The sequence below is a fragment of the Streptomyces sp. P5F9 genome (genome assembly GCF_057961495.1).
The window spans coordinates 1-16,746 of the sequence record NZ_JBXVPZ010000212.1; the positions used below are offsets into that span (position 1 = coordinate 1).

14 protein-coding genes, 1 tRNA gene and 2 pseudogenes are annotated in these 16,746 nt (G+C 68.8%); 5 read left to right on the forward strand and 12 right to left on the reverse strand.

Features of this window, described 5'->3' with window-relative positions; translation table 11 throughout:
* The 9 genes and pseudogenes from AC31A1_RS28990 to ehuB form a co-directional block, all read right to left on the reverse strand.
* Positions 1–1,084 (reverse strand): annotated as a pseudogene (locus AC31A1_RS28990) (radical copper oxidase GlxA); the annotation flags it as partial.
* Positions 1,081–3,036, reverse strand: a complete 1,956-nt coding sequence (locus tag AC31A1_RS28995) for a glycosyltransferase family 2 protein (protein ID WP_489656157.1) — start codon at positions 3,034–3,036, stop codon at positions 1,081–1,083. The pseudogene AC31A1_RS28990 and the gene AC31A1_RS28995, both read right to left, overlap by 4 nt.
* Before the next feature lie 315 nt (positions 3,037–3,351).
* A complete protein-coding gene (locus AC31A1_RS29000) occupies positions 3,352–4,065 on the reverse strand; it encodes a FadR/GntR family transcriptional regulator (protein ID WP_489656158.1) in 714 nt (237 codons plus the stop codon).
* Positions 4,066–4,152: 87 nt separating this feature from the next.
* Positions 4,153–4,226 (reverse strand) — tRNA-Lys (locus AC31A1_RS29005).
* Between the two features lie 88 nt (positions 4,227–4,314).
* Positions 4,315–5,073 (reverse strand): IclR family transcriptional regulator, encoded by a 759-nt coding sequence (locus AC31A1_RS29010; RefSeq protein ID WP_489656159.1) that lies wholly within the window; start codon positions 5,071–5,073, stop codon positions 4,315–4,317.
* Between the two features lie 222 nt (positions 5,074–5,295).
* Positions 5,296–6,072 carry an ectoine/hydroxyectoine ABC transporter ATP-binding protein EhuA gene (gene ehuA, locus AC31A1_RS29015; protein ID WP_489656160.1) on the reverse strand — a complete coding sequence of 259 codons (777 nt, stop codon included), beginning with the start codon at positions 6,070–6,072 and terminating at the stop codon, positions 5,296–5,298.
* A gap of 10 nt (positions 6,073–6,082) precedes the next feature.
* Positions 6,083–6,733, reverse strand: coding sequence for an ectoine/hydroxyectoine ABC transporter permease subunit EhuD (gene ehuD / locus AC31A1_RS29020; protein ID WP_489656161.1), 651 nt, complete (start codon positions 6,731–6,733; stop codon positions 6,083–6,085).
* On the reverse strand, positions 6,730–7,452 hold the full coding sequence (gene ehuC, locus AC31A1_RS29025) for an ectoine/hydroxyectoine ABC transporter permease subunit EhuC (RefSeq protein ID WP_489656162.1): 723 nt from the start codon (positions 7,450–7,452) through the stop codon (positions 6,730–6,732). Before ehuC ends, ehuD begins: the two co-directional genes overlap by 4 nt.
* The gene (gene ehuB / locus AC31A1_RS29030) at positions 7,449–8,366 is read right to left on the reverse strand and encodes an ectoine/hydroxyectoine ABC transporter substrate-binding protein EhuB (protein ID WP_489656163.1); all 918 of its coding nucleotides are present in this window, start codon (positions 8,364–8,366) and stop codon (positions 7,449–7,451) included. The genes ehuC and ehuB overlap by 4 nt, the downstream gene beginning before the upstream one ends.
* A 47-nt stretch (positions 8,367–8,413) precedes the next feature.
* Here ehuB and AC31A1_RS29035 point away from each other — a divergent pair, with 47 nt between their 5' ends.
* Entirely contained in the window at positions 8,414–8,908 is a 495-nt protein-coding gene (locus AC31A1_RS29035; RefSeq protein WP_489656164.1) for a DUF3830 family protein, read from the forward strand.
* Here AC31A1_RS29035 and AC31A1_RS29040 read toward each other — a convergent pair.
* Positions 8,889–10,292: an amidase gene (locus AC31A1_RS29040; protein WP_489656165.1), complete on the reverse strand. Its 1,404-nt coding sequence runs from the start codon at positions 10,290–10,292 to the stop codon at positions 8,889–8,891. The genes AC31A1_RS29035 and AC31A1_RS29040 overlap by 20 nt on opposite strands.
* A 22-nt stretch (positions 10,293–10,314) precedes the next feature.
* Positions 10,315–11,277, reverse strand: a complete 963-nt coding sequence (locus AC31A1_RS29045) for a D-2-hydroxyacid dehydrogenase (RefSeq protein ID WP_489656166.1) — start codon at positions 11,275–11,277, stop codon at positions 10,315–10,317.
* A 170-nt stretch (positions 11,278–11,447) separates the two neighbouring features.
* Between AC31A1_RS29045 and AC31A1_RS29050 the strand changes: the two genes are divergently transcribed.
* The 3 genes from AC31A1_RS29050 (at position 11,448) to AC31A1_RS29060 (ending at position 14,200) form a co-directional block, all read left to right on the forward strand.
* Positions 11,448–12,233, forward strand: a complete 786-nt coding sequence (locus tag AC31A1_RS29050; protein WP_489656167.1) for a maleate cis-trans isomerase family protein — start codon at positions 11,448–11,450, stop codon at positions 12,231–12,233.
* On the forward strand, positions 12,230–12,964 hold the full coding sequence (locus AC31A1_RS29055; RefSeq protein ID WP_489656168.1) for a maleate cis-trans isomerase family protein: 735 nt from the start codon (positions 12,230–12,232) through the stop codon (positions 12,962–12,964). The genes AC31A1_RS29050 and AC31A1_RS29055 overlap by 4 nt, the downstream gene beginning before the upstream one ends.
* Positions 12,965–13,066: 102 nt before the next feature.
* A complete protein-coding gene (locus AC31A1_RS29060) occupies positions 13,067–14,200 on the forward strand; it encodes an LLM class flavin-dependent oxidoreductase (RefSeq protein WP_489656169.1) in 1,134 nt (377 codons plus the stop codon).
* A 7-nt stretch (positions 14,201–14,207) separates the two neighbouring features.
* On the opposite strand, the gene AC31A1_RS29065 is transcribed toward AC31A1_RS29060, so the two are convergent.
* Positions 14,208–16,106 carry a putative bifunctional diguanylate cyclase/phosphodiesterase gene (locus AC31A1_RS29065; RefSeq protein WP_489656170.1) on the reverse strand — a complete coding sequence of 633 codons (1,899 nt, stop codon included), beginning with the start codon at positions 16,104–16,106 and terminating at the stop codon, positions 14,208–14,210.
* 366 nt (positions 16,107–16,472) lie between these two features.
* Between AC31A1_RS29065 and AC31A1_RS29070 the strand changes: the two are divergent.
* Positions 16,473–16,746 (forward strand): annotated as a pseudogene (locus AC31A1_RS29070) (M6 family metalloprotease domain-containing protein); the annotation flags it as partial.

Genomic DNA, 16,746 nt, shown 5'->3' on the forward strand with positions numbered 1-16,746 from the left:
TGTCCGGCCCGTACCCCGCGTTGGACCCCGAGTAGAACAACTTCCCGTTCTCCATCAGGAACAGCGCCGGATACGTGGGGAACTGCCGTTTGGTCGACGTGTACGTCCACTTCTTCGTCGCCGGATCAAAGATCTCGTTCTTCCCCGGCACCAACTGCCCGATGTCATCGAGCCCGGAGACACTGAGCACCTTCCCATCGCTCAACGTCGTCAACGTCGGATACCACCGAGCCTCGTTCATCGGATCGACCTTGATGTACTTCTCGGCGACCGGATCGAACTCGTACGCGTTCTTGATCCCCTCGAAGTCCCGCTTGTCCAGCCCGAACTTGTTCCCGATGCCATACGTGTTGCGCTCGTCGGCACCGGTCAACCCCTGGATGCGGTAGTTGTCCTGGGTCCCGGTCTCGTACGTGGTGCCCTCCTTCGGCGCCTCGACGACGACCCGGGCGTAACCGGGGTTGTTCCGCAGGAACTTGCCGGTGCTCTTGTCGAACACCTTCGTCGCGCGCGGGATCAGCACCGAGTCCGTGGAGACGAACGACTTGCCGTTCGCCTTGCCCGTGAACTTCGTGCCCTGGGGCAGTGTCATCGGCTTGTCGGGATTCTCGTTGTAGAGAATCATGACGCCGCCGGCCTTCTTGACGTCACCCTTCAGCTTCTCGTACTTCTTGGTGCCGCCCGCGATGAGGATGTTGCCGTCGGCGAGCTGGGTGTGCCCGGTGCAGAACAGATCGGCGGGAGTCGGGATCTTCTTGATGGTGCCCTTCACCGGGTCCCAGATCCGCGACTCGAACTTCTTGGCGTTGAAGTTGTCCTGGTTGTTCCCCGAGCCCGCGACGAGCAGCACTTTCCCGGTGTGCAGGAGCACCGCGTGAATGGTGTCCTGCCGGTACTCCTTGGGGAACTGGATGATGTCCCAATGCCCGTTCTCCGCTTTGTACTCGGGCTTGTTGATGACGTACTGGTGGTATCTCTCGGTCCCGAATCTGTACAGCCAGGGCCCGTTCATCCCGGCCAGGGCGAGTACGACCACCGTGCTGATCGCGAGTCGACGGGCACGGCGCCGGCCGGCTTCCTTCATTCCTTACGACCCCCCGGCCCACCGAGCGCGATCCGCATGGTCTGCTCGCCGCTGTTCGAGGCCGCCCAACTGGGTTTCCGCTGAGGGCCATGCGCGACCGGCGACGCCTGCGGCGGCGGAACGGCGTCCTGAGGCTCATCCGGGAGGACAGCGGACGGCCGCTTCCTCTCCTGCCGGAGCATGTACCGCCATGCCAGGATCGGCGACGCGGTGATCAGCAGGGCGAGCGTGGCCCAGGTGATCATCGCCGGATGGGAGTGCCCGTTCTCGAACCCGGCCATCAGCGACCCGGCGAAGACCAGGATGAAGAACCAGTGCACCCGGAACGTCCCGAACAGCGTGTCGGGACTGGCCGAATCGCCCTTGGGCGTGACCACGAACCTGCTCTTGCGGCGCAGTACGGCGTCCAGCAGCGAGCGGGCGTATATCGGCGCCGACAGTGCCGACATCACCATGCCCGCGACCCCGCCCGACCCCTCCGGCTCGTGCGGCGAGACGTTGTGCCGCCGGTTCCAGATGTACAGGCCGATCTGCAGCGCGGACGCGTTGCCGTACAGCATCAGCCACACCGTCGGGTCGATGTTCACACCCGAGGCGCCCATACCCAGGAACAGCGCACAACTCAGCGCCGCGAGCATCCAGTTGAGCGCCGACATCGGGTAGAAGATGATCATCATCGTGTAGTTGAAGAGCTTCCCCGGAGGCATCGAGAAGAAGCCCTTCCAGTACTGCTTGAGGATCGTCTCGTACGTCCCCCGCGACCACCGGAGCTGCTGCGTGAAGAAGTCGGTCCAGGCGCTGGGCCCTTCGCCGACCGCGAGCACGTCCGGCGTGTAGACCGACTTCCACTTCTTGCCGGTGACCGGGTTCTTGGCCCGGTGCATCTCGAAGCCGGTGGCCATGTCCTCGGTGATCGAGTCGTACAGGCCGCCGATCTGCTGAAGTGCCTTGATCCGTACGGCGTTTGACGTGCCGACGAACATCGGCGAGCCGTAGCGGTTGCCGGCGCGCTGGATCAGGGCGTGGAAGAGGAACTGCTGCGACTCGGCGGCCTTGGTGACCGGGCCCTCGTAATTGCCGTACACCTGGGGGCCGATGACGAATCCGACGTCCGGGTCACGGAAGAAACCCAGCATCCGCTCCAGGTAGTTGGGCAGCGGCACGTGGTCGGTGTCGACGGAGGCGAAGTAGTCGTACTCGTCGCCGTGCGCCTCCAGCCAGGCGTTGTAGTTGCCGTGCTTGGTCTTCGCGCGGTGTGCGCCCTTGGGGCGGTTCCACTTCTCGACTCCCTTGCGGGTGAAGTGGTGTACGCCGAGCCGCCCGCAGACGGCCTTGACCTCGGGGTCGTCGCCCTCGTCGAGCAGCCACACGTGAAGCAGCCCCCGGTGGCGCAGCCGTACGGCCGCCTCCAAGGTCTTGGTGACCATCTCCAGGGGTTCCTTGCCGGGCACGAACGTCGTGATGAACGCGACTCTCGTGCCGGTCTCCGGCACCACCGGGACCGGGTCGCGGGCGACCAGCGTGGCGTGCGCGTTGGACAGCACGTTCATGCAGCGGAAGAACTCGATCAGACCGATCGCGACCAGCATCACGATGTCCAGCGCGGGCAGGAAGTCGTAGGCGGGATAGTCGCGTTGGGTCCAGTGCTCCGGCTGCATCAGCCAGCCGAGCAGGACCAGGGACAGCAGCGGCGCCGCGCCCAGCATGAGGGCGGCGCGCAGGCGGTGCGTCTCCTGCGACAGCAGCGACCGGTACTGGACCTTGTACGGCTTGCCCGGATCGGGCTGTGTGAGGGGTCCCGCCAGGCGGCTGTAGTGCTCGTAGTCGTATCTCGGAAGTGTGCTCTTGATCCGGCGGAAGCTGCCGGTCCGGTGTCCCGGGGCCCTGAGTTCGGTGGTTTGTGTCTGTGACGGGTCGAGGTCGTGCCGGGCGCCCGTCGGCGTCGACGTCATGAGTCATCCCCCCACACGCGAAAACGCGCGTGTCTGTTCGTTTCGGCCGCCCGCCGGCGTCCCCCTCGACCCTCGACGGGCGTGTCAGTGGTGGCCGCGGTGACCACACAGTCCACCTACAGAGATGTGCGACTGCGACCGTCGGGTTGCGCGATGCCCCCTCCGACATCTGTTCCAGGGCGGGGCCCCTCCTCCCCGCGAAACCGCGCAACCGGTTCCTTACCCCCTCAACTGCCGTGTACCGGCAGCATCTTCAAAACCAGGGTTCTACGGTGCTCATCTTGATCGCAAGACACGAAACGCGGTGTTTACCGGTCATACGCGTTCATTGGGGCGCGTGTGGGGATCATGTGGAGCCGTTGTGGACAGCCTTGTGCGCACGTTGTCGAAGTGCTCTCTTATGGCGTTCTCGGCACGTTTCGCATCCCCGGACCGGACCGCGTCGAGGATCGCCCGGTGCTGGCGGCAGGTGACCTCGGGGTCCTGCGGGCCGGCCGCGAGATCGGTGTGGACGCGGTGGAAGGCGTCCCAGAACGCCTCCAGGACCTCGCTCAGCAGCGCGTTGTCCAGACCCCGGTAGAGCGTGGCGTGAAAGGCGCGATCGGTGGCCGCGAGCCCGACGCCCTCGGCGGCCTCCCGCTCCATCTGCCGTACCAGCGCGTCGAGTTCGAGGAGATCCCGCTCCGGCAGCCGCCCCGCGAGCCGGGCGACGAGCCCCGACTCCACCGCCTCCCGCAGTTCGAGCAGCTGCAGCAGGCTGTCCTCGCCGCGGCGGTGCCCGACGACGGTACGGAACGCGAGCCCTTCGACCATCGGCGCGAGCGACATCGGGCCGACGTACGTCCCGAACCCGTGCCGGATCTCGACGATCCCCATCGCCTGCAGCGCCTTGAGCGCCTCGCGCACCGAGTTCCGGCTCGCCCCCAGAAACACCATCAGCTCGGGCTCGGTCGGCAGCGGGGCCCCGGAGGACAGCCGACGGTCGAGGATGAGCTTCTTGATCCGCTCCTGCAGGTCACGGGCTGTCATGGCCAGAGGGTATCCGGCCAAACGGGGGGTGAGCTGTGTTCCGCCCATGCAAAAAGCCCCCCGCAGTGCGGAGGGCCTTGCTGTCTGTGCGCCGCCAGGGACTCGAACCCCGGACCCGCTGATTAAGAGTCAGCTGCTCTAACCAACTGAGCTAGCGGCGCGTGACTCACGCCTTCCGCTGGATCTGAGTCTCGCGGAGGGCGACGAGAAAAATACTACCTGGTCCGGAGGGGTGCTTCGGACCAGCCCTCAGATCGCGAGAGACAGCAGCACCGGCCCCGCCTCACGGTTCAGCGTGTCCGCCGCTTGCCGCAGGCGGTGGGCGTGCTCGACCGGGAGGGAGAGGGCCAGGCAGCCGACCGAGGAGCCGGCCGTGATCGGGACCGCCGCGCAGACTGTGCCCACCGCGTACTCCTGGAGGTCGAGGTGGGGGACCGTCGGCGGCTGGGTCTCCAGGCGGGAGAGCAGCAGCCGGTCGCTGGTGATCGTGCGCGAGGTGAGGCGGGCCATCTTGTGCCGGGAGAGATGGTCGCGCCGGCCGTTGTGGTCGAGCTGGCCCAGCAGGCTCTTGCCGAGCGCGGTCGCGTGCGCGGAGACGCGGAAGTCGACCCACTCGTTGACCGCCGGGGTGGCGGGCCCGGCCGCGTACTGCGTGATCGTGACCTCGCCGTCGACGTACCGGCTGACGTAGACCGCCGCGCCCAGGGAGTCGCGCAGCCGGTCCAGGGTCCGCTGGATCTGCTCGCGCACCGCCTGGTCCCGGCCGGCCGCGGAGCCGAGCCGGCTCAGGGACTCGCCGGTGATGTAGGCGCCGTCGGTGAGCTGCTCGACGTAGCCCTCGCGGCGCAGGGTCCGCAGCAGTGTCGTCAGGCGCTCGGTGCCGAGGCCGGTGCGACGGGCGAGTTCGGTGTCCGTGACGCCGGTGGCGTGTCCGGCGACTGTCTCCAGGATGCGCAGTGCGTCCTGTACCGAGTGGTAGGGAGCGGTCGGCTCGTGCATCAGCGCCACGGTGTTTCTCCCTGCGCTCGCTTTTTTTGGGCCGTGATACCGGACAGCGAATCCCCTCCACGATAGCTGTCAAACGGCCGATGTGGAGCGGCTGTTGGCGAGATTGTGGCGCTCCTTACGGCCTCCGAACTGCGGCGCGAATCCCTTGGCATATGCCTTTGTCATGCCACGTGACGTGGACCTTGGGTGTTCGATTGCTCACGTGTCGTAATTGAATAAATGTCAAAGAATTGCGCCGAGGAATTCCCGGGTCCGCTGTTGTTCCGGATCGCCGAAGATCCGCTCCGGCGGGCCCGATTCGATGACCTTGCCCGCGTCGAACATCAGGACTTGATCTGAAATATCCCGGGCGAAATTCATCTCGTGGGTCACACAGAGCATGGTGATGTCGGTGGTGCGGGCGATGTCCCGCAGGACGTCGAGCACACCCGCGACCAGTTCCGGGTCGAGCGCGGAGGTCACCTCGTCGAGGAGCAGCACCTGCGGCCGCATCGCCAGCGCCCGCGCGATCGCGACGCGCTGCTGCTGGCCGCCGGAGAGCTGGGTCGGGCGGGCGCCGGCCTTGTCGGCGAGGCCGACCAGGTCGAGCAGCTCCAGGGCGCGTGCCTCGGCCTCGTCCTTGGGCAGGCCCAGGACGGTGACCGGCGCCTCGGTGACATTGCGCAGCACGGTCATGTTCGGGAACAGGTTGAACTGCTGGAACACCATCCCGATCTTCTTGCGGATCTCCCGGATCTGCTTCTCGGGCGCGGGGAAGAGCTGCTCCCCGTCGACGGTGATCGTGCCCTCGTCCGGCTTGGTCAGGGTCATCAGCAGCCGCAGGATCGTGGTCTTGCCCGACCCGGAGGGACCGATCAGGGTGACGTGCTTTCCGGACTCCACGGAGAAGTCGAGGCTGTCGAGCACGGTGTTGGACCCGAAGCGCTTGGTGACGTGGTCGAGCCGGATCAGCTCGCTGCCGTCCACCGGCGGGTTGGCGTTGGCGTCGGGATCTTTCATCAGGGGCGTGTCAGCGGACAAGGCGTCGCTCCAGGGCTCGGATCAGCAGGGAGGCGGGATAGGAGATGAGGATGAAGGCCACACCGATCACCGTGATGGGCTCGGTGAACTGGAAGTGCTGCTGGGAGAAGAGCCGGGCCTGCCCCAGCATCTCCAGCACGGTGATCGCCATCAGGATCGGTGTGTCCTTGAGCATCGCGATCACGTAGTTGCCGAGGGCCGGGATCACCCGGCGGATGGCCTGCGGCAGGATCACCGCGGTCCAGGTCCGGCGCACCGGGAGGTTCAGCGCGGTCGCCGCCTCCCACTGGCCGACGGGCACCGCCTCGATACCGGCGCGGTAGACCTGCATCGTGTACGTCGAGTAGTGCAGCCCGATCGCGAAGACACCGGTGGTCAGCGCGGAGAAGGTCAGACCCCACTCGGGCAGCACGTAGAACAGGAAGAACAGTTGCACCAGCAGCGGGGTGTCCCGCACGAACTCGGTGACGACCCCGACCGGCCAGCGCACCCAGCGGGTCGGCGTCCGCATCAGCAGCGCCCACACCAGGCCCAGCCCGAACGAGATCAGCGACCCGAGGACCAGTGCCTGCAGGGACACCTTCAGGCCGTCCCAGAAGTACGGCATGAAGTCGCTCACGGCGTTCCAGTCCCACTTCATGCGACATGACCTCCTCCGACGCCCGTGGTCTCGGGGCGCCTCAGCTCACGTGCGGCGAACCCGCCCCCGGTGTCCTTGCCGATCCCGGCCTTCAGCTTCTTCTCCAGTCCGCGCATCAGCCGGGTGAGGGTGAAGGCGATCACGAAGTAGATCAGCAGGATGTACGTGTAGATCTCCGCGCTCTGCTGCAGCGCGAGCCGCACCAGGTTGGCGCTGAAGGTGAGATCGCCCATGCCCATGACCGAGACCAGGGCGGTGCCCTTGAGCAGCTCGATCAGCAGGTTGCAGAAGGGCGGGACCATCTCCGGCACCGCCTGCGGCAGCAGGATCAGCCGCATCCGCTGCCAGGGCGTGAAGCTCAGCGCGACCCCGCCCTCCTGCTGCGCCGGGTCGACCGCGTTCAGCGCCCCGCGCACGATCTCCGAGCCGTACGCCCCGTAGGTCAGCCCGAGGGCGAGCGTGCCCGCCCACATCGGGACCAACTGCCAGCCGAAGGCGACCGGCAGCACGAAGAACACCCAGAAGATCATGACGAGGGCGGAGGTGCCGCGGAACACCTCGGTGTAGAAACCGGCGAGGAAGCGGACGACCCACAGCCGGTGGGTACGGGCGACGCCGACGACGAACGACACGGCGGTCGCCAACAGCGCGCTGAGGACGAGGAGTTGGACGGTGGTCCAGATCCCCTTGAGGACGAGTTCCCAAAGGCCTGAGGTCATCCGCCACAGAGCTCCTTCGCGGTGAGGTCCGTCATCTCGGCCTCGGTGAACCCGAAGGGCCGCAGGATGCGCAGGACTTCGCCGGTCTTCTTGAGCTTGTGCAGCTCGACGTTGAAGGCGTCGCGCAGCCTGGTCTCGGTCGGCCGGAACGCGAACGCGCCCCCGTCGACATGGGGTTTGCCGTCGACGAGCGGTGCGAAGGCGGCGGTGGCCTCCGCCTTGCTCGACTTCTTCACGACCGCGCGCGTGGTGACCGCCGTACCGGCGAAGACGTCGACGCGCCCCGCTTCCACGGCGTTCAGCCCGGCGACCTGGTCCGGCACGATGAGGATGTCGCTCTGCTTGTATCCGGCGTCGACGGCGTACTGGATCTCCGCGTACCCGGTGCCGGTGGCGAACTTCGCCCTCTTCTCCACGACATCCTTGTAGGTGTGCAGCCCTTTCGGGTTGCCCTTGCGCACGATGAACGAGTCGAGCATCTGGTAGTCGGGGTCGGCGAAGATGACCTGCTGGCAGCGGTCCGGGTTCACGTACATCCCGGCGGCCACGACGTCGAACTGCTGCGAGTTCAGGCCCGGGATGAGCGAGCCGAACTCGGTGGGCACGGGCTGCACCTTGTCGACGCCGAGCCGTTTGAAGATGGCCTTCGCCAACTCCGGTGCCTCGCCGGTGAGATGGCCGTCCTTGTCGATGTACCCGAACGGGATCTCACCCGCGATCCCCAGCCGTACGACGCCCTGCGCCTTCAGCCGTTCGAGCAGATCACCGCCGCTCGTGGTCGAAGCGGTGGCCACACGACTGCAGCCGGCCGCGCCCAGCGCACCTGCCGCCGCCACCCCGGCGAGCAGTGCCCGGCGGGTGTGACCCGGCGTGTGACCGGATGTGTGTCTGTCGTTCCCAATTGGTGGAGCCATGGGCGCGCAGCTACCCGACCGCTCCCGGGTTATGCACCCTGGATGACATGACGGATCAGTTCATCGAGGTCTCACTCGCACAGCGGAACGTCCACTGCCGGGCAAAACTGCTGGTAGAACGCGCCCCGCTGACCTGCGCGGCGATCTGGGACGCACTCCCGCTCGTCGGCGACGTCTACCACGCCAAGTACGCCCGCAACGAGATCTACGCCCTTTTCCCGCCATTCGCAGAAACGGAACCCCCGCTGGAAAACCCCACAGTCACCCCCATACCGGGCGATCTCTGCTATTTCGCCTTCGCCGGCACGGAACTCGGCACGAAGGCCTACGGCTACGACCGCGAGGTCCGCGCCGGCACGACGGTCGTCGACCTGGCCCTGTTCTACGAACGCAACAACCTCCTCCTCAACGGTGACGTGGGCTGGGTGCCCGGCATCGTCTGGGGCCAGGTGGTCGAGGGCCTGGAGGAGATGGCGGAGGCCTGCAACGACCTGTGGCGGTCGGGAGCGGCGGGGGAGAGCCTCAGCTTCCGGCGGGCCTGACCCCGGAGACCCCGGCGCCGAACAGCGCGTGCGCCGCCCGCAGCACCAGATCGTCCCGGTGCCGGGCGCCCACGATCTGCAACCCGACCGGCAGCCCGTCGCCGTCGTTCCCCACCGGGACGGTGGCGGCGGGCTGCTGGGTCAGGTTGAAGGGGTACGTGAACGGGGTCCAGCCCGTCCAGCGGCGGTGCCCCGAACCCTTCGGGACCTCGACTCCGGCCTCGAACGCGGTAATGGGCAGGGTCGGCGTGACGAGGAGGTCGTAGCGCTCGTGGAACAGGCCCATCCTGCGGCCGAGTTCCATGCGGGCGTCCACCGCCGCCAGATAGTCCAGCGCCGAGAAACCCGCTCCCGTCGCGCAGATCTCCCGCAACCCCGGGTCGAGCAACTCCCGTTGCTGCGGCGCGAGTTTCTGCGTCACCCGGGCCGCTCCGCTGAACCACAGGGTGTGGAAGGCGTCCACCGGGTCGCTGAAGTCGGGGTCGGTCTCCTCGACGTACGCGCCGAGCGCGGCCAGCCGCTCCACGCCCCGCCGTACCGCCGCCGCGACCGCCGGACGCACCGCGACCTGGCCGCCGAGGGAGGGTGAGTACGCGATCCGCAGGCCCTGTATGCCGTCTGCGAGCGCCTCCGTGAAGGAGCCCGGTGCGCGGTCGAGCCCGGACCAGTCGCGGGCGTCCGGTACGCCGATCACGTCCAGCAGCAGCGCCGCGTCCGCCGCGTCCCGCGTCATCGGGCCGACGTGCGACAGCGTGCCGAACGCGCTCGCCGGGTACAGCGGCACCCGGCCGTACGTGGGCTTCAGGCCGAAGATCCCGCAGAAGGACGCGGGGATACGGACACTGCCGCCGCCGTCCGTGCCCAGCGACAACGGGCCCGCGCCCAGGGCAACGGCCGCCGCGCTCCCGCCACTTGAACCACCCGCCGTGCGCGAGGGGTCGTGCGGGTTGCGGGTGACGCCCGACAGCGGGGAGTCCGTGACGCCCTTCCAGCCGAACTCCGGGGTCGTCGTCTTGCCGATGAACACCGCGCCGTGCTCACGGAGTCGGGCCACCGAGGGCGCGTCCTCGTCCCAACTGCCCTGCTCGGCAATGGTCTTGGAACCGCGCAGGGTCGGTGCGCCGCGCTGGAGCAGGATGTCCTTCACGGTGACCGGCACCCCGTCCAGGAGTCCGGTCGGCTCCCCGCGCCGCCAGCGTTCGGCCGATTCGGCCGCCGACGCCAACGCACCCTTCGCGTCGAGCCGTACGAACGCGTTCACGGCGGGCTGGATCTCCTCGGCCCGTTCCAGGGTCGCGCGGGTCGCCTCCACGGGGCTGAACTCCCCTCTGCGGTAGCCGTCCAGGAGTTCCACGGCGGTCAGCTCGGTGAGTTCGGTCGTCATCCGGCCCTCCAGAGTGGGGAGTTCAGTGCCCCGGTACGTACCCACGCTTCTTGTCGACCACGTTCGGCAGCGGCCTGCCCGCCTCCCATCTCTCGTACGCCGCCACGAACTGCGTGCCGAGTTCGTCCCGCCAGCCGACCGTGTCGCCGCTCATGTGCGGGGAGACGATCAGCCCCGGGACCTGCCACAACGGGCTGTCGGGGGTGAGGGGTTCGGCCTCGAAGACGTCGAGGGCGGCGCCCGCGATCCAGCGCTTCGTCAGCGCCTCGGCGAGCGCGCTTTCCACGACGAGTTGGCCACGGCCCACGTTGATGAAGCGCGCCGAGGGCTGCATACAGCCGAAGCGGCGGGCGTCGAACATGCCCCGCGTGTCGTCCGTGAGCGGGGCCGCCGAGATCACCCAGTCGGCGCGGGCCATCAGCCGGTCGATCTCGCCGGGGCCGTGGATACCGGTGCGCGGGGTGCGGCCGACGAGGGCGGTCGTCACCCCAAGTGCCTTGAGGGTGCGGACGATCGCCCGCCCGATCGGCCCGGAGCCGACCACACACGCACGCGTTCCGGCCACCCGCTGCGCCTCGCGGTGCCGCCAGGTCCGCTCCCGCTGGAGCTCCAGCGTCCTGGGCAGGTCCTTGGCCATCGCGAGGACGAGGGCGGCGACGTACTCGGCGATCGGCTGGTCGAAGACACCCCGCGCGTTCGTCACCACCGTGTCGGAGTCCGCGAGTTCGGGACACATCAGGTGGTCCACACCGGCGCTGGCCGTGTGCACCCAGCGCGGCCGGGGACCCTCGCCGGGCCAGGCGGCGCGTACCGCGTGCGAGGCGAAGTCCCACACCAACAGGACGTCGGCGGACGGAAGCCGAGCCGCGAGCGTCGACTCGTCGGCGTGCTCGACGCGCACCCGGCCGGTGAGCCTGCCGAGGCGGGGCGGCGGGTCGGCGTCCAGGACGAGAAGGGTGGGCAGGGCACGGGGAGTTGCGGTCATGCGAAGCCGTTTCTCGCGAGAGGTACAGCGTGAGGCACGGCGGGAGGCACCGGGCGCGGCCGTCTGACATGCGCGGATTGACCACGCTCGCACTCGAACCTACCTTCGTCAACACGGACGCCCGCACGGACCGTTGTCACCCCGTTTCTCTTGGTGAGGCCGGTGTAGTCATGCATGTCTCCTTCCTGGGCGGCCCCCGCCCGCAGCGCGGTGTCGGTGTCGTCGCCCCCTTCGACTTCGCGCTGGACCGCGAGTTGTGGCGCTGGGTCCCCGACGACATCTCGCTGCACCTCACGCGGACGCCGTTCGTGCCCGTCGAGGTGAGCCTCGACCTGGCCCGGCTCGTCAGCGAGCACGAGACGCTCCACGACGCGGTCCGCACCCTGAACGCGATCGCCCCCGAGGTCGTCGCGTACGCCTGCACCTCCGGGAGCTTCGTCGGCGGGATCGCCGGGGAGCGCGCGATGTGCGAGGCGATGACCCGGGCCGGCGAGGTCCCGTCATTGACCACCTCGGGCGCCCTCCTGGCCGCCCTCACCGAACTGGGAGCCCGTCGCATCGCCCTGGTCACCCCCTATACCGTGTCCGTCACCCAGTCTCTGGAGGAGTACCTCGCCGAGGCCGGCGTCGAGGTCACCGGCCGCGCCTTCATGGGCCTGACCAGGCACATCTGGAAGGTGCCGTACCGCGACGTCGTCGACATGGCCCGCCAGGCCGTCAAGGGCGAGGCCGACGCGCTCTTCATCAGCTGCACCAACCTCCCGACGTACGACGTGATCCCCCAGCTGGAGGCGGAACTGCGGATACCGGTCGTATCGGCCAACCAGGTCACGATGTGGGCAGCCCTCCGCCGACTGGGTACGCGTGCCGTGGGCCCCTATCAGGCGCTGCTGGACGAGTCCGCCCGCCGCCAGGGGCCGGTACTGCCGGAAGAACACCAGGAAGGCTGGTCATGACCGCACTCGGATTCCTCTACCCGGGCCACTCCGCCGAGGACGACTACCCGCGCATCGAGCAGCTCCTGGGCAGCGACGTCCGCCTCGACCTGGTCCACACGGACATCGGCGAGGACGCACACCGCGTGGACGCGCTCCTGCGGATGGGCTCCCCCGAGCGCCTCACGGCGGGCGTCGAACAACTCCGCCTGTCCGGCGCCGAGGCCGTCGTCTGGGCCTGCACGAGCGGCAGTTTCGTCTACGGCTGGGAGGGCGCCCACGACCAGATCCGCGGCCTGGCCCGGGCGGCGGGCCTCCCGGCCTCGTCGACGTCCTTCGCCTTCGTCCACGCGGCGAAGGAGCTGGGGGTGCGCCGGGTGGCCGTAGGAGCGACGTATCCGGAGGACGTGGCGAACCTGTTCGCGGACTTCCTGCGGGCCGGGGGAGTGGAACCGGCCGTGGTGCGCGCCTCCGGCATCATCACCGCCGCCGAGGTCGGCACCTGGGGCTACGACGAGGTGCTCGCCCTGGCCCGGGCGGTGGACGGCCCGGACATCGAGGCGGTCCTCCTCCCGGACACGGCCCTGCACACGGCCGCCTACATCCCCGACCTGGAGAAGGAACTCGGCAAGCCGGTCCTCACCGCCAACCAGGTCACGGTCTGGGAGGCCCTGCGGCTGGCGGACCGCAAGGTCAACGCGCCGGACCTTGGCGCGCTGTTCACGAAGGAACCACTCGTGCAGGCGGGCTGAGCCGCCCGGCCGGCTTCCGGGAATAAAGCGGAGACAGCCTCCTGTTACGCGGAGAAGGAGCGGGGAAGGACACCGCACAGCTCACAACAGGAGGCACCCACCGTGGCGGCAGACGACGAGGTCCGGGGCGCGACCGACGAGATCAGGGGTGACGAGATCCGGGGCACGGCACAGGGCACCGCCCCCGTCCCCCTCTCCGTACTGGACCTGGTGACCGTGGGCGCCGGCCGTACCGCCACCGACGCGCTGCGCACCAGCGTGAAGATCGCCGCTCTCGCCGAGTCGCGCGGCTTCCACCGCTACTGGGTCGCCGAGCACCACTCGATGCCGGGCGTCGCCTCCTCCTCGCCCGCCGTGATCCTGGCCCACCTCGCGGCCCACACCGAGCGCATCCGCCTCGGCTCGGGCGGCGTCATGCTCCCGAACCACGCGCCGCTCGTCATCGCGGAGCAGTTCGGCACCCTGGAGGCGCTGGCCCCGGGCCGCGTCGACCTCGGCCTCGGCCGCGCCCCCGGCACCGACGGCGCCACCGCCGCCGCCCTGCGCCGCACGGACCGGCTGAACGAGGGCGCCGACGACTTCCCCGAGCAACTCGCCGAACTCACCCGCTTCTTGGACGACGACTTCCCCTCCGGCCACCCCTACGCCCGCATCCACGCGGTCCCCGGCCCGATCCAGTCGACCTCGCCCGGCGGCGTCCAGTCCCCGCACCGCCCGCCGGTCTGGCTCCTCGGCTCCTCCGGCTTCAGCGCCCGCCTGGCCGGCATGCTCGGCCTGCCGTTCGCCTTCGCGCACCACTTCTCCGCGCAGAACACGATCCCGGCGCTCGACCTCTACCGCGAGTCCTTCCGCCCGAGCGCCGTACTCGACGCGCCGTACGCCCTGATCGGTGTCTCCGCGCTCGCCACCGACGACGAGAAGGAGGCCCGCCGCCAGGTGCTGGCCGCCGCCCTCAACATGGTCCGGCTGCGCACCGGCCGCCCCGGACTCGTGCCCACCCCGGAAGAGGCCGAGGCGTACGAATTCAGCCCCATGGAGCGGGAGTTCATCACCTCCTGGAACGCCAACGTCATCCACGGCACCGCCGACGAGGTCCGCGCCGGACTCGACGACCTCCAGAAGCGCACGGGCGCCGACGAGTTGATGCTCACGTCCCACGCCCACAACGGCGACCTGCGCCTGCGCTCGTACGAACTGATCGCGGACGCCTACGGGTTGACGGGCTCTCAGAACTGACGGTTTATCAGGTCTGCCGGCAGGCCTTTGTTCCCAATAGTTCGGAGATACGATCCGGCGCCACCGGACGGGAGTACAGCCACCCCTGTCCGGTGTCGCAGCCGATCCGGCGCAGCCGGGACGCCTGCGACGAGGTCTCCACGCACTCGGCGGTCACCGACAGGCCCAGCCGGTGGGCGAGTTGGATCATCGCCTCGACGATGACCTCGTCCGCCGGGTTCGGCGGGACGGCTCCCTCTTTGTCGCTCTCGTACTGGAAGCCCCGCACGAAGGAACCGTCCAACTTCAGGACGGAGACCGGGAGTCGGCTCAGGTACGCCAGGTTCGAGTAGCCGGTGCCGAAGTCGTCGATGGCGATGTGCACACCCATGTCGCTCAGCGCCTGGAGCGTCTGCAGCGGCCGCCCCGCCGACCCCATCACCGCGGACTCGGTCAGCTCCAACTGCAGCAGCCGCGGCTCCAGTCCGGTCTCGGCGAGGGTGTCCGCCACGTCCGCGACCAGGTCCGAGTCCCACACCTGGCGAACGGCCACGTTGACGCTCACGAAGATCGGCGGCTCGTCCGGGTGGTCCAGCTGCCAACGCCGGGCCTGGCGGCAGGCGGTGACCAGGACCCAGCGGCCGAGCTGCACGATCGAGCCGTCCTCCTCGGCCAGTCCGATGAACCGATTCGGCGTCAGCATGCCGAACTGCGGGTGATTCCAGCGCACCAACGCCTCGACCCCGCGCAGCCGTCCGTTCTCCATCCCCACCAACGGCTGGTACTCCAGGGTGAATTCACCCCGCTCGATGGCCGGACGGAGCGTGGAGGCCAGCGCCTGGCGGGTCATGCGGTGTGCGTTGCGCTCCGGATCGAACAGCGTCCAGCGGGACTTGCCGTCCGCCTTCGCCCAGTACAGCGTCGTGTCGGCGGCCTGCATCAGACAGGTGGCCGTCGTACCGGACGCGTGCCGCTCGACCACACCGATCGACGCCGACAGCGACAGCCGCTGTCCTGACAGGTCGAAGGGCGCCTGCAAGGCCTTGAGCACCGACTCGGCGAGTTCGGCCAGTTGGTCGGTTCCGGTCGAGTCCTCGACGAGCAGCGCGAACTCGTCCCCGCCCAGCCGCGCCACCAGCGGCGAACTCGCCCGCGCGTAACCGGCTTCGTCCGCACACCGCGTCAGCCTTTCGGCCACGGCGGCAAGGAGCCGGTCGCCGACCCGGTGGCCGAGCGTGTCGTTGACCGCCTTGAAGCCGTCCAGATCCAGATAGCACAGGCCGATCCGCCCGGTACCCCCCTGCTCGTACGACTCCGCCTCCAGCGCGGCCGAGAGCCGCTCGAAGAACAGGGTGCGGTTGGGCAGCCGGGTCACCGGGTCGTGCATCTCCAAGTGCCGTAGCCGCGCCTGGAGTTCACGGCGGGCGCTGATGTCGGTGAGGGACAGCAGCACACCGTGTTCCTCGGCGGGCAGCGGTGCCACGGTCACCTGCGCCCACAGCACGTGCCCGTCGGGGTGCTTGACCCGGCGGGTGCAGCTCAGCTTGGCCTGCCGGCCGCGCAGCACCTCGCGGTAGGCGTGCCAGGTGCGCGCGTCCGACTTCAGGTCCATCAGATCGGCCGCGACCCGCCCGGTCAGCGCGGCGCCCGCCTTGCCGAGCAGCGCGCCGAACGAGTCGTTCGCGCTGACGACCAGACCGTCGCGGTCCACGACGGCCATCGCGAGGGGAGCCGCGGAGAAGGCTGACCCGAGGCGGCCGCCTTCGAGGGGCTCAAGGGATGCGAGGGACCCGGGGGACTCGTGGGAATCCGGAACCTCGGTGGAACAGGGGACATCGGTACGAGGCGATGCCTCGCCCTTACTCTCTGTGACGGCTGGCCGGATGAGGTCTGCCGCGGGCGCCGGCCCTTCGGACGTTCCGCTCACCGCTCGCTCCCGCAGTGCACTCGATCTTCGGATGGGTCTCGTCGGGATGGCCGACCGGGTGGGGGGCCGCCGTGCCGTGTCCGTGCAGGAAAGTGTGCCGATCATAGAGGTTGGCCCCCGGCCCTTCCAGCCACTGTCCAGTGTCCCGGAACAACGGCCGGTTCCGGCAGATCGTTTCCGCCCGCACCTGGGCGGGTTCTTCAAATGGCCGACCACATGTGACGTTCCGTGAGTGTTTCCGGATGTCAGCCCGGGCGTGTCCCGGCCGCCCCCTCACTCATCTGGTGCAGATAAACAGGGCGTACCCCAACAAACCATCACAGGCTGGGTGTCGGTGTCCCGTGAACCCGCTCCCGGAGGTCCAACGTGCCGTGTCAGCTCCCCCTCAAGGGGCTCTCCCGTACGGCGCTCAAGGGGCTCGCCCAGTGGCGTACCCGACCCGGACTGCGCGGCACCGCCGCCGTGTTCACCACGATGTCCGCACTCGCCGCGACCTCGATCATGTCCAGCCAGTCGGTCGCCGAGCCGTTCTCGACCACACCCTGTGCTCTCAAGCGCACCGACGCCCACCACTCCGAGGGCCTCGACACCTGGAACACCGCCTACCCGCGCCCCACCCGCCCGCTCGACGCGGTGATGA

Excerpts from the sequence above, each read along its gene's own strand:
- AC31A1_RS29000 (WP_489656158.1), bottom strand. The coding sequence starts at position 4,065 with ATGACAGCCCGTGACCTGCAGGAGCGGATCAAGAAGCTCATCCTCGAC.
- AC31A1_RS28995 (WP_489656157.1), bottom strand. The coding sequence starts at position 3,036 with ATGACGTCGACGCCGACGGGCGCCCGGCACGACCTCGACCCGTCACAG.
- ehuB (WP_489656163.1), bottom strand. The coding sequence starts at position 8,366 with ATGGCTCCACCAATTGGGAACGACAGACACACATCCGGTCACACGCCG.
- ehuC (WP_489656162.1), bottom strand. The coding sequence starts at position 7,452 with ATGACCTCAGGCCTTTGGGAACTCGTCCTCAAGGGGATCTGGACCACC.
- ehuD (WP_489656161.1), bottom strand. The coding sequence starts at position 6,733 with ATGAAGTGGGACTGGAACGCCGTGAGCGACTTCATGCCGTACTTCTGG.
- ehuA (WP_489656160.1), bottom strand. The coding sequence starts at position 6,072 with ATGAAAGATCCCGACGCCAACGCCAACCCGCCGGTGGACGGCAGCGAG.
- AC31A1_RS29050 (WP_489656167.1), top strand. The coding sequence starts at position 11,448 with ATGCATGTCTCCTTCCTGGGCGGCCCCCGCCCGCAGCGCGGTGTCGGT.
- AC31A1_RS29040 (WP_489656165.1), bottom strand. The coding sequence starts at position 10,292 with ATGACGACCGAACTCACCGAGCTGACCGCCGTGGAACTCCTGGACGGC.
- AC31A1_RS29045 (WP_489656166.1), bottom strand. The coding sequence starts at position 11,277 with ATGACCGCAACTCCCCGTGCCCTGCCCACCCTTCTCGTCCTGGACGCC.
- AC31A1_RS29035 (WP_489656164.1), top strand. The coding sequence starts at position 8,414 with ATGACGGATCAGTTCATCGAGGTCTCACTCGCACAGCGGAACGTCCAC.
- AC31A1_RS29055 (WP_489656168.1), top strand. The coding sequence starts at position 12,230 with ATGACCGCACTCGGATTCCTCTACCCGGGCCACTCCGCCGAGGACGAC.